12 protein-coding genes are annotated in these 11,230 nt (G+C 68.0%); 5 read left to right on the top strand and 7 right to left on the bottom strand.

Going from position 1 to position 11,230, the window contains the following annotated elements; genetic code table 11:
- The 3 genes from ACRDUX_RS40090 to ACRDUX_RS40080 all read right to left on the bottom strand — a co-directional run.
- Nucleotides 1-707: NAD(P)H-dependent flavin oxidoreductase (locus tag ACRDUX_RS40090; RefSeq protein ID WP_526422988.1), on the bottom strand; the 707-nt coding region annotated here is incomplete at its 3' end.
- Entirely contained in the window at nt 704-1,456 is a 753-nt protein-coding gene (locus ACRDUX_RS40085; RefSeq protein ID WP_526422986.1) for a 3-hydroxyacyl-CoA dehydrogenase, read from the bottom strand. The genes ACRDUX_RS40085 and ACRDUX_RS40090, both read right to left, overlap by 4 nt.
- A 67-nt stretch (nt 1,457-1,523) precedes the next feature.
- On the bottom strand, nt 1,524-2,627 hold the full coding sequence (locus ACRDUX_RS40080) for a CaiB/BaiF CoA transferase family protein (protein WP_526422984.1): 1,104 nt from the start codon (nt 2,625-2,627) through the stop codon (nt 1,524-1,526).
- A gap of 105 nt (nt 2,628-2,732) precedes the next feature.
- Between ACRDUX_RS40080 and ACRDUX_RS40075 the strand changes: the two genes are divergently transcribed.
- The 3 genes from ACRDUX_RS40075 (at nt 2,733) to tet(V) (ending at nt 5,391) form a co-directional block, all read left to right on the top strand.
- Nucleotides 2,733-3,542, top strand: coding sequence for an enoyl-CoA hydratase/isomerase family protein (locus ACRDUX_RS40075; RefSeq protein WP_526422982.1), 810 nt, complete (start codon nt 2,733-2,735; stop codon nt 3,540-3,542).
- A gap of 163 nt (nt 3,543-3,705) precedes the next feature.
- Complete coding sequence (locus ACRDUX_RS40070; RefSeq protein WP_526422980.1) at nt 3,706-4,056, top strand: type II toxin-antitoxin system HicB family antitoxin; 351 nt, start codon at nt 3,706-3,708, stop codon at nt 4,054-4,056.
- A 78-nt stretch (nt 4,057-4,134) separates the two neighbouring features.
- The gene (gene tet(V), locus ACRDUX_RS40065; protein ID WP_526422990.1) at nt 4,135-5,391 is read left to right on the top strand and encodes a tetracycline efflux MFS transporter Tet(V); all 1,257 of its coding nucleotides are present in this window, start codon (nt 4,135-4,137) and stop codon (nt 5,389-5,391) included.
- 4 nt (nt 5,392-5,395) lie between these two features.
- On the opposite strand, the gene ACRDUX_RS40060 is transcribed toward tet(V), so the two are convergent.
- The 3 genes from ACRDUX_RS40060 to ACRDUX_RS40050 all read right to left on the bottom strand — a co-directional run bounded on the left by ACRDUX_RS40060 (nt 5,396) and on the right by ACRDUX_RS40050 (nt 8,283).
- Nucleotides 5,396-6,094: a CPBP family intramembrane glutamic endopeptidase gene (locus ACRDUX_RS40060; protein WP_526422978.1), complete on the bottom strand. Its 699-nt coding sequence runs from the start codon at nt 6,092-6,094 to the stop codon at nt 5,396-5,398.
- Nucleotides 6,091-7,236 (bottom strand): NAD(P)H-binding protein, encoded by a 1,146-nt coding sequence (locus ACRDUX_RS40055; protein ID WP_526422976.1) that lies wholly within the window; start codon nt 7,234-7,236, stop codon nt 6,091-6,093. Before ACRDUX_RS40055 ends, ACRDUX_RS40060 begins: the two co-directional genes overlap by 4 nt.
- A gap of 81 nt (nt 7,237-7,317) precedes the next feature.
- On the bottom strand, nt 7,318-8,283 hold the full coding sequence (locus ACRDUX_RS40050; RefSeq protein WP_526422974.1) for a GlxA family transcriptional regulator: 966 nt from the start codon (nt 8,281-8,283) through the stop codon (nt 7,318-7,320).
- 82 nt (nt 8,284-8,365) lie between these two features.
- Here ACRDUX_RS40050 and ACRDUX_RS40045 point away from each other — a divergent pair, with 82 nt between their 5' ends.
- Both ACRDUX_RS40045 and ACRDUX_RS40040 read left to right on the top strand, forming a co-directional pair.
- Nucleotides 8,366-9,679 carry an MFS transporter gene (locus ACRDUX_RS40045; protein ID WP_526422972.1) on the top strand — a complete coding sequence of 438 codons (1,314 nt, stop codon included), beginning with the start codon at nt 8,366-8,368 and terminating at the stop codon, nt 9,677-9,679.
- A gap of 119 nt (nt 9,680-9,798) precedes the next feature.
- Nucleotides 9,799-10,524: a fasciclin domain-containing protein gene (locus tag ACRDUX_RS40040; protein WP_526422970.1), complete on the top strand. Its 726-nt coding sequence runs from the start codon at nt 9,799-9,801 to the stop codon at nt 10,522-10,524.
- Nucleotides 10,525-10,591: 67 nt separating this feature from the next.
- On the opposite strand, the gene ACRDUX_RS40035 is transcribed toward ACRDUX_RS40040, so the two are convergent.
- Nucleotides 10,592-11,230: acyl-CoA dehydrogenase family protein (locus ACRDUX_RS40035; RefSeq protein WP_526422968.1), on the bottom strand; the 639-nt coding region annotated here is incomplete at its 5' end.

The following is an 11,230-nucleotide window of genomic DNA, read 5'->3' as shown; positions in this document are numbered from 1 at the left end:
TTGTGCAGGCTGCGGAAGATCAGCTCGGTGCCGCGTTCGTCGCCGGCGACGATCGCCTCCTTGACGTTCTGGTGGATGCACGACTCGACGGTGCACATGAAGCGCGTGCCCATGTTGATGCCGTCGGCCCCCAGCGCCAACGCCGCGACCAGCCCGCGGGCATCGCCGAATCCGCCAGAGGCGATCATCGGGATCTCGATCTGCTTGGCCGCTGCCGGGATCAGCACCAGGCCGGGAACGTCGTCCTCACCGGGGTGACCGGCGCACTCGAAGCCGTCGATGCTGATGCCGTCGACGCCGAGGCTCTGGGCCTTGACGCCGTGCCGTACCGACGTGCACTTGTGCAGCACCTTGATGCCGTTGCCGTGGAACATCGGCAGGTGCGGCGCGGGATTCGACCCCGCGGTCTCGACGATCTTGATGCCCTCGTTGACGATGACCTGGCGGTACTCGTCGTACGGCGGGGGGTTGATCGACGGCAGGATGGTCAGGTTCACGCCGAACGGCTTGTCGGTCAGCTCGCGCGTCTTGGCGATCTCTAGTGCCAGGTCGGCCGGAGTCGGCTGCGTCAACGCGGTAATGAACCCGAGCCCGCCCGCATTCGCCACGGCCGCAACGAGTTCCGCCCGCCCGACCCACTGCATCCCGCCCTGGGCGACGGGGTGCTCGACTCCGAATACCTCGGTGAACTTGGTCTTCAATGTCATCTCGGGGCCATCCGGATCGCGCCGTCGAGGCGGATCACTTCGCCGTTGAGCATCGGGTTCTCGACGATGTGCACGGCCAACGCGCCGTACTCGTCGGGATCCCCCAGCCGCGCCGGGTGCGGCACCTGCTGGCCGAGCGAGCGCTGCGCCTCCTCGGGAAGCGACCCGAGCAGCGGCGTCTTGAAGAGGCCAGGCGCGATGGTGACCACGCGGATCAGGCTGCGCGACAGATCGCGTGCGATCGGCAGCGTCATGCCGACGACGCCACCCTTGGATGCCGAGTACGCCGCCTGCCCGATCTGCCCGTCGAACGCGGCAACGGACGCGGTGTTGATGATGACGCCGCGCTCCTCGCCGACCGGCTCGGTCTTGGCGATCCGCTCGGCGGCCAGACGCAGGACGTTGAAGGTGCCGATCAGGTTGACCTCGACGACCTTCTTGAACTGGTCGAGCGGGAACGCGCCGTCCTTGCCGAGGGTCTTGATGGCGTTGCCGATGCCCGCGCAGTTGACGTTGATGCGCACCGGTCCGAGGGACTCCGCCACGTCGAACGCCTTGCCGACCGACTCCTCGTCGGTGACGTTCGCCGCGACGAACTTCGCCCGGTCGCCCAGTTCGGCCACCGCCTCCTCGCCCTTGAGGTCGATGACGACCACACTGGCTCCGGCGTCCAACAGTCGCTTGGTGGTCGCCAGGCCCAGCCCGGACGCACCGCCGGTGACAACCGCTACGGCGTCTTTGATCTGCACTGATCGTTTCCCTTCATCTGGGGTCCGGAGGCCTCGGCCACCGGCTCAACCTACTGGTTGGTTGGGACTATACCCAGTCGCGGAGAACGGCCTCGGCGTCGGAGCCCTTGTCGCCGGGGGGCGTCGGCGTCGCGGGGACGCTGCGCGAGAAGCGGGGCGCCGGGGCCGGCTCGAGGTTGTCGCCTCCTGCCGAGACGTCATGGAAGAACGTCCCGCGTTCGGTGATGTGCGGCTCGGTCTCGACCTCGGCGAAGCTCAACACCGGGGTGACACAGGCGTCGGTGCCGTTGAAGACCTTGGCCCAGTGGTCGCGGTCGTGGGCGGCGAAGGCCTCGGTGAACGTCGCGCGCAGTTCCTCCCAGCGACCCATCTCGTGCTGGCCGGGCAGGCTGGCGGGATCCAGACCGAGACCTTCGAGCAACTGCGCATAGAACTGTGGCTCGATCGCGCCGACGGCGACGTAGCGACCGTCGGAGGTTTCATAGGTGTCGTAGTACGGCGCGCCGGTGTCCAGCATGTTGGTGCCGCGCTCGTCGGACCACATGCCGCTCGCACGGAAGCCCCACATCATCTGCATCAGCACGCTGGAGCCGTCGATCATCGCGGCGTCGACGACCTGCCCCTTGCCGGAGGTCTGCCGCTCCCACAGCGCGGAGAGAATTCCGACGATGAGGAACATCGATCCGCCACCGAAGTCACCGGCGAGGTTGAGCGGCGGGACTGGCTTCTCGCCCTTGCGGCCGACGGCGTGAAGCAACCCGTTGAGCGAGATGTAGTTGATGTCGTGTCCGGCCTGCTGCGATCGCGGCCCGGTCTGACCCCAGCCGGTCATGCGACCGTAGATCAGCCGCTCGTTGACTCCTGCGCAGTCGTCCGGGCCGAGGCCGAGCCGTTCCGTGACGCCCGGTCGGTATCCCTCGATCAGCACGTCGGCCTTGGAGATCAGCTTCAGCACCAGGTCGCGGCCCTCGTCGCTCTTGAGATCCGCGGCTACCGAGCGTCGGTTGCGCAGCATCGAGTCACGCGTGCCGACCGGCACTCCGCCCCCCTTGCCGGGCCGCTCGACGCGGACGACGTCGGCGCCAAGATCGCCGAGGATCATCGCTGCGTGCGGGCCGGGGCCGATACCCGCCAGCTCGACGACTCTCAGTCCGTGCAGTGGTCCAGCCATCGTTTTCGCCCTCCACCAGTTCGACCTAGTTGACCGCCGACAAAGCTTACTTGTATAACCAAGTCGATGGATCGCGGGCCTCGGCTCGCCTGACAAGAGGCGGGTATGACCAACTCCGAGACGTACACCGGCATCGACGATCTCACCGTAACCCTGAGCGACGGGGTCCTTGCGGTGACGCTGAACCGTCCCGACAGCCTCAATTCGCTGACCGCGGAGATGTTCACGACGATCGCCGCCGTCATCGAGCGCGCGGCGACCGACCCCGCGGTCAGGGTCGTCCGCCTCGGCGGCGCGGGTCGAGGTTTCAGTTCCGGGGCGGGCATCAGCGAGGCCGATCACGCCAACCCCGGCGCCGGCGGCACTCCGGAGGACGTGCTGCGTGCGGCGAACCGGGCCGTGCGGTCGATCGTGGCGCTCCCCAAGCCGGTCGTCTCGGTCGTGCAGGGCCCGGCCGCCGGTGTCGGCGTCTCACTGGCGATCGCGGCGGACGTCGTCCTTGCTTCGGAGAAGGCGTACTTCCTGTTGGCGTTCACCAAGATTGGACTCATGCCCGACGGTGGGGCATCCGCATTGGTGGCGGCGTCCATCGGCCGGACCAGGGCGATGCGCATGGCTCTGCTGGCCGAACGCCTGTCCGCCGTGGACGCATTGGCGGCGGGTCTGGTGAGCGCGGTGTACCCGGCCGACGATCTCGAAGCCGGGGTGAACGCGGTGATCGAGACCCTGAAGTCGGGGCCTGCCGTTGCGCTGCGCAAGACCAAGCACGCCATCAACGCCGCGACGCTGACCGAACTCGATGACGCCCTGGACCGCGAGACCGACGGCCAGCTCGCGCTGCTGTCGGCGCACGACTTCCGCGAGGGCACCAAGGCGTTCCAACAGCGACGGCCCGCCGCGTTCATCGACGACTGACGCCGGACTGGCCCGCCACCCGGGCAATTTCGGGCCCGTGGCGCTCCGACCACCAACATGCCCTCAAACTTGATATCACCGGTGATATCAAGTTTCGAGGTGGGTGGGTGCTCGAGTTCGACGCTGCCCGAACGTGTCGGACCACCCCGTCACAATCGGCACCATGCCCAACTACACCTACCGGGCCCAGTGGTCGATCGAGTCCGGCGACTACGTCGGCACCTGCCTCGAGTTCGGATCGGAATCCGCCCACGCGCCGACGGCCCACGAGGCGATGGCAGCCGTCGAACGCGGGGTCGCCAAGATCGTCGCCGAATACGTCAACGACGATGCCGACCCTCCCCCGTCGCTCACCGATCGGCATTACAGCGGCAGCTTCATGGTGCGCACGTCGCAGGCGCTGCACGGGCGACTGATGGTCGAATCCGCCGAGCAGGGCGTTTCGCTCAATCACTGGGTGGCCCAAAAGCTGGCGGACGGAAAGTCGACACCATCGCTGGACACGTGGTTCTGAGCCGAAAATCGTTCGACTCGAAGGGGGTCGGTCGGACACCATGATTGCGTGAGTACGCAATTCGACTTCCAGCATCCGGTGCAGGTCACCGGGGGCTGGCGCGTGCTCGCACCCTTCCGATTCCGCGAGTACCGGTTGTTGATCGGCGCCTTGTCGATCTCGATCTTCGCGGAGGGCATGTGGGCCGTCGTCATGGCCATGCAGGTCATCGCGCTCGACGACGACCCCGCTTCGCTGTCCCTGGTGGCGACGTGCCTCGGCGCCGGACTCGTCGGCTTCGTCCTCGTCGGCGGCATCACCGCCGACCGGATCAATCAGCGCAGCATCATCATCGCCGTGGAGACCGTCAACGTCACCGTGGTGTCGACCGTCGCCCTCCTGAGTTCCATTGGGATACTGCGTATCTGGCACATGGCGATCGCTGCGGCGGCGCTCGGTATCGCAGCGGCGTTCTTCTTCCCGGCCTACAGTGCCCTGCTGCCGCGAATCCTGCCCGCCGACCAGCTGCTGGCCGCCAACGGCGTCGAGGGCATGGTGCGACCGGTCTTCCAACGGGCGGTCGGTCCGGCCGTCGCGGGCGTGCTGATCGGGCTGACGTTTCCCGCCATCGGCGCAGTCGCCGTGGCGGTGCTGTTCGGCATCGGCCTCACGCTGCTCGTCGCCACCCGCCCCGCCGTGAATGCCGTTGCCGCGCAGGTGCAACAGGCACGCCCCCACGTCCTGCGCGATCTGCGCGACGGCTGCCGCTTCATGGTGCGCACGCCGTGGCTGCTGTGGACGCTGCTGTTCGCGAGCATGTTCGTGCTCGTGGTGCTCGGCCCCATCGAGGTGCTGCTGCCGTTCATCGCCAAGGACCGCTTCGCCGACGGCGCGCGGACGTACGGCTTCATCCTGGCGTTCTACGGAGTCGGCAGCGCGATCGGTGCGCTGGGCATCTCGTCGCGTCTGCTGCCGCGTCGCTATCTGACGGTCATGATGACCATGTGGGGTCTCGGATCCCTGCCGCTGGTGATCGTCGGCTGGACGTCGTCGTTTCCGTTGATGGCGATGGCGACGTTCATCGTCGGCGTGACCGATGGCGCGGCAGGCGTGATCTGGGGGACGCTGCTGCAGCGCCGGGTACCGCCGGCGATGCTGGGCCGCGTGTCGAGCCTGGACTTCTTCGTGTCGCTGGCGTTCATGCCGGTGTCGTTCGCGATCGCCGGTCCGCTGTCCAAGGTCGTGCCGATGGAGACGATCTTCCTTGCGGCGGGCGTCGTGCCGATGCTGCTGGCGGCCGTGGCGATGGTGGCGGCGCGGATGGCACGCGACGAGATCGCGAACCCGTTGCGCTAGAAGGTCAGACGCCGAACATCGGCGGTAGCGCGAGCACCATGACCAGACCCCAGAAGAAGTGGGTCAGCATGGGTGCGAGCACTCCGCCGGTGACTCGGCGTTCGTAGGCGCACACCCCACCGAGGATGATGCCGGCGAACCCCAGCATCGGGTTGCCCGCGGCCGACACCGCGACGGCGTAGACGATCGTCGACACGATCTCGGGGTGGTACGTGCCCAGCGAGCTGTACAGGGCACCGCGGAAGAACAGCTCCTCGGCGAGGCCGTTGACCACGGTGATGAGCACCACCAGCCACAGTGCGCCGTAGTTGGCGTAATCGAGCACCTCGACGATGTAGTCGCGGACCGGGCCGATCTCGCGGGCCACCAGTCCGCCGACGATGAACACTCCGCCCAGCAACACTCCGATCGCCGTACCGGTGATGACGGGACGCCGGTTCCTGCCGCGGAACGTCACGCTTCCCATGTGCAGCGGACCCGACACGCGGGCGCCTACCGCCCACACCGCAGCCAGGGCCACGGTGAGCAGATAGAACGACGTACCGCCGGGCGTGCTGCTCAGGGACACCCCGAGCAGCGTCGCACCGATGACGAGGACGACGACCACGATGATGCGGCGTCTGCGCACCGTCGACGGCGGCTCGTCGGGCAGGACCGCGGGGGTCGCGACGATCGCACCGAGCTCCGACAGCAGACCCGTCATGACGCGCCCTTCGGCGCCAGGCCGATCAGGGTGTCCAGGCCGGTCCGCCACCATCCGGCCAGAGGTCCGGGCACCGCACCGAGCAGACCAAGCACCGGACGCGCGTGCGCCGGGATCACCATCGCGGCGATCTTGCGCAGGCGCAGGATGTCGCCACCCGCCCAGTCCGGGTCGGAGTCGGCGAGGTGGTGCGGGTCGGCAAGGCGATCGACGGGAAGCTGCTTGCGGCTCGACAGCGACAGCTGGATCGCGTCCTCGACAGTCACCAGTCCGCCAGGCGGGTCGGGTACGAACGCACGCAGGCCGTCGCTCGACGTCGTCATCGGAAAGTCAAGTGATTCAATGAGATCCGATGCGAGACCGCCGGGGATCGGTACGAACAGTGCGGCCACCTGCGATACCAGTCCCATGTCCACATCGGGGACGGCCACTCCGCTGCGCCACTTTCCGGACAATCGGGCGTAGGTGAGAAGAAGGTCGCCGTAGGTCGTGGACTCAGGCCCGCGGATGTCGTAGGACCCGGCAGGGACGCGCTCGGCATCGGCGGCCGCGACGAGGTAGTAGATCACGTCGCTGATCGAGATCGGGTCCAACCCGTTGTGCACCCACGGCAGCATGGGGATCAGCAGAAAACGGTCGCCCACGTACCGCAGCATCTCGAATGACGTCGATCCCGCGCCGAGGATTATCGCCGCACCGAGCCAGACCACGTCCGGTCCGCCGTCGACTCTCAACGCCTCCGCGACTTCCGCGCGACTTCTCAGGTGCTCGGACAACTCGCCGCCGTCGGGTACGAAGCCGCCCAGATAGACGATGCGCTTGACCCCGGCCGCCTTGGCCGCGCGTGCCACGTTGGCCGCCGCGCGGTTGTCCGCCTCGCGGAATCCGGGCTGGCCGATGCCGTGGACGAGGTAGTAGACGACGTCGACGGGACCCGCGACGCCGAACGCGCTCGACGCGGACTCCTCGTCGCCCGCGTCCAGCATCACGGGCGTGACGTCGTCGATCCACCCGAAGTCACCGAGTCGCTCGAGGTTCCGGCTGGCCACGACGACGTGGTGTCCCGCTCCGAGCAGCGAGGCGACTAGTCGCGAGCCGACGTAGCCGGTGGCGCCGGTGACCAGGGTGCGCATTCGTTTCACGGTAGGCAGGTACCCGCCAGGACGCCATTCGACCGGGTTGCGGTGGAAGTCACTCGAATGCCCGTAGACCCGCGATGGCGGTCAAGCGCCCTGATAGACCTTGCGATAACTCGACGGCGACATCCCGACGCCACGGCGAAGGTGGTGGCGCAGGTTGCCGCCCGACCCCAGCCCTGCGAGACGGGCCACCTCGTCGACGGGCAGATCGCGGGACTCCAGCAGCTCGCGGGCACGGTCGACCCGACGATTCCGGATCCACGTTCCCGGCGCCTGGCCGGTCTCCTCGCGGAAGCGGCGGTTGAACGTACGCGGGCTCATGTGCGCATGCGCGGCCAGTCGCTCGACGGTCAGTTCCTCGCCGAGGTGGCGCATCGCCCACTCGCGGGTCGCGGCCGTTGACGAGTCGTCCGCCGTTGGCAGGTGGCGGTCGATGAACTGCGCCTGACCGCCCTCGCGCCACGGCGGCACGACGCAGTGCCGCGCCACGGCATTGGCGACCTGCGCGCCGTGGTCGGAGCGAATGACGTGCAGGCACAAGTCGATTCCCGCGGCCAAGCCTGCTGAGGTCAGCACGTCGCTGTCGTCGACGAAGAGCACGTTCTCGTCGATCTGCACCCGCGGGTGCAGCCGGCGCAGCTCGCCGGAGAACTTCCAGTGCGTGGTCGCCGGACGTCCGTCGAGCAGGCCCGCCGCGGCCAGCACGAACGCACCCGTGCAGATGGACACCATTCGGGTGCCAGGGCGGACCGCGTCGAGCGCGGCCCGGGCGGCCGGTGTCAGGACGCCGTCGTTGCGCGCCGACGGGAACCGCGTGCCGGGGATCACCACGGTGTCGGCCTCCGCCAACGCCTCCGGCCCTGCCGCGGGCACGATGCCGAAGCCGTCGGTCGTCGGCACCGGTAGATCGTCGAGGCCGCAGACCACCACGTCGTACAGCGGGGTGCCGTCGCCGTCGGCGGCGACGCCGAACAGCGTCGGGGCGATCGTCGCGTCGAAGCCCACCACCGGCGGTAGGAGCAGGACCGCGACGCGGTGTGCGGGAGGCATTCCGCCATCTTGGCATGTTTTTGACGAATGGTGGCATTCGTGCCACTGGCGTCGACGGCCCGTTGGACAGCACAGTGTCCGGGTGACGGTTGATGGTGTCCTCCGGGACCGAGACGAGACGACGCGTCGGCCCCGGCTCCACTGGGCCTGGGTCGTGGCCGCGGTCAGCTTCGTGGCGATCCTCGGCGCCGCAGGCTTCCGCTCGGTACCCGGCGTGATGATGAATCCGCTGCATCAGGAATTCGGTTGGTCGCACGGCACGGTCGGGCTGGCGATGTCGGTCAACATGACCCTGTTCGGCTTGACGGCGCCGTTCGCCGCCGCGCTGATGGACCGCTTCGGCGTGCGGCCGGTACTGACGGCGGCACTGGTCCTCATCTCGACCGGTTCGGCGCTGTCGGTGACGATGACCACCAGCTGGCAGCTGATCCTGCTGTGGGGCGTGCTCGTGGGGGTCGGCACGGGGTCGATCTCCATGGGCTTCGTGGCCACGATCGCGACCCGCTGGTTCGAGGAACGACGCGGCCTCGTCACCGGTGTCCTCACGGCGGCGAGCGCGACGGGGCAGCTGATCTTCCTGCCGGTCATCGCCGAGGTGACCACCCGCCACGGTTGGCGGTGGGCGTCGCTCATCGTCGCCGCGGCGGCGCTCAGCGTGATCCCGCTGGTGCTGATCTTCATGCGGAACTACCCGCAGGACCGGGGCCTGAACGCCTACGGGGCGAGCGAAGCGACGGGGAAGGCCGGAGGCGCCACGACCACCACCCCTGCCGTCGTCCCTGCGGGGACGTTCCGCGCGGCGTTCGACGGCTTGCTGATCGGTGCGCGGGTACCGGCGTTCTGGCTGCTCGCGGGTAGCTTCGCGATCTGCGGGATGACGACCAACGGTCTCATCGGCACCCACTTCATTCCGGCCGCCAACGATCACGGCATGCCCACGACCGTGGCCGCAGGGCTACTCGCGACCATCGGCATCCTCGACGTCGCGGGCACGGTGTTCTCGGGATGGCTGACCGACCGCGTCGACCCTCGCCTGCTGCTCGTCGTCTACTACACGGGCAGGGGGATCTCACTGCTGCTCCTGCCGTCGCTGCTCTCGCCGCAGGCCGAACCGAGCACCTGGGTGTTCGTCATCTTCTACGGCCTCGACTGGGTGGCCACCGTGCCGCCGACCATCGTGCTGTGTCGGAGCTACTTCGGCGCCCGCACGCCGGTGGTGTTCGGCTGGGTCTTCGCCTCGCACCAACTCGGCGCGGCGGTCGCCGCGGCAGGTGCCGGCTGGCTTCGCGACCTGCAGGGCACTTACGACCTCGCGTTCTACCTGGCTTCAGGGCTGTGCGGCGTCGCCGCGGTACTTTGCCTGAGCGTGCGAAAAGCGCAGGTCAACACCCCTTGAGTGCCCTGCGGGCATGATCTTGACTTTGCCGATTCGTGATCGGAGCAATTACGCTTCCCCAGTCGTCGCCACGAGAGTCGGGCTCTGGGCGGCGCGAACAATACGTTGAGGAGCCGAAAGTGAAGACTCGCACCAGTCGAGCCATAGGAGTTTCCGCCGCGATCGCTGCGATTGCCGTGTCGCTGCCGTTGGCGATCACCGCGCAGGCCGACCCGGAACCGACCACCGTCGCGGTGAAGCCGCCACCGGACCCACAGGGTAACTGCGATCCGCTGCGCAGCGAGCTGGCCCCCAGCGGTACCACGACGGCCAGCCTCGCCACGCTGCCCGTTGGCCAGGCGCTCGCCAAGATCCCGTCGCTGAGCACGTTCACCTCCGCGATCAACGGCGGCTTCAATCCCGCCGTCAACATCGTGCCGGTTCTCGAGAACGGTCCGTACGTGGTGTTCGCGCCGAACAACGACGCGTTCGCCAAGCTGGATCCCGCCGAGCTCGAGACGCTGAAGACCGATGTCGCCGCGCTGAGCGCGCTGGACTACTACCACGTGTTCCTCGGTCTTCTCGGCCCCGGCGACGTGGCGGGTCAGCGGCCCACGCAGCAGGGCAACGAGATCAAGGTCAGCGGCAAGGACGGCGACATCAAGGTCAACGACACCACCAAGGTGATCTGCGGTGGCATCCAGGCCAGCAACGCGCGCATCTACATCATCGATTCGGTGCTGAACCCCGACTCGCCGCCGGAGGCGATCACTCCGACGGCGGCCACCAACACTGGCAAGCCGCTCACCACGACGAGCACCACGCCCGCCGAGCCGGAGCCGGCTGCAGAGGCCCCGAGCGCCTAACTCTCCCACGCGATTTCGGCGCGCTGGGTTGCGGTGAACGCAACCCGACGCGCCGAAATCGCGGTGGTCAGAGCCCGAGGTCGCGGCCGATGATCTCCTTCATGATCTCGGTGGTGCCACCGAAGATCGTCTGGATGCGGACGTCCACGTAGTCGCGAGCGACCTTGTACTCGTTCATGTAGCCGTACCCACCGTGCAGCTGCACGCAGGCGTCGACGACCCGCTTGTTGAGCTCGGTGCACCACCACTTGGCCTTTGACGCCTGCACGGCGGTCAGCTCGCCGTCGACGACGGCGCGCAGGCACCGGTCGATGTACTGCTCCCCGATCTCGAGTTCGGTGTCGAGCTCGGCCATCACGAAGCGGTTGTGCTGAAAGCTGCCGATCGACTGCCCAAAGGCCTTGCGGTCCTTGACGTACTGCAGCGTGTCGCCGAACGTCGCGCGGGCCCCGGCGATCGCCGCGATCGCGATCGACAGCCGCTCCGAGGGCAGGTTGGTCATCAGGTGGTAGAAACCCTTGCCCTCCTCCCCCAACAGGTTCGCCCCCGGCACCCGAACGTTCTCGAAGTTCAGCTCGGCGGTGTCGGCGAAGTGCAGGCCCATCTTGTCGAGCTTGCGGCCACGGGTGAAACCCTCCATGCCCCGCTCGACCACCAGCAGCGAGAACCCCTTGTGACCGGCGTCCTGGTTGGTGCGGGCCACGAC

It is taken from the genome of Mycobacterium sp. (assembly GCF_050701675.1).
Classification (GTDB): Bacteria; Actinomycetota; Actinomycetes; order Mycobacteriales; family Mycobacteriaceae; genus Mycobacterium.
Note: the sequence above shows the minus strand (reverse complement) of the source record. Positions and strands in the feature narration are given on the sequence as shown.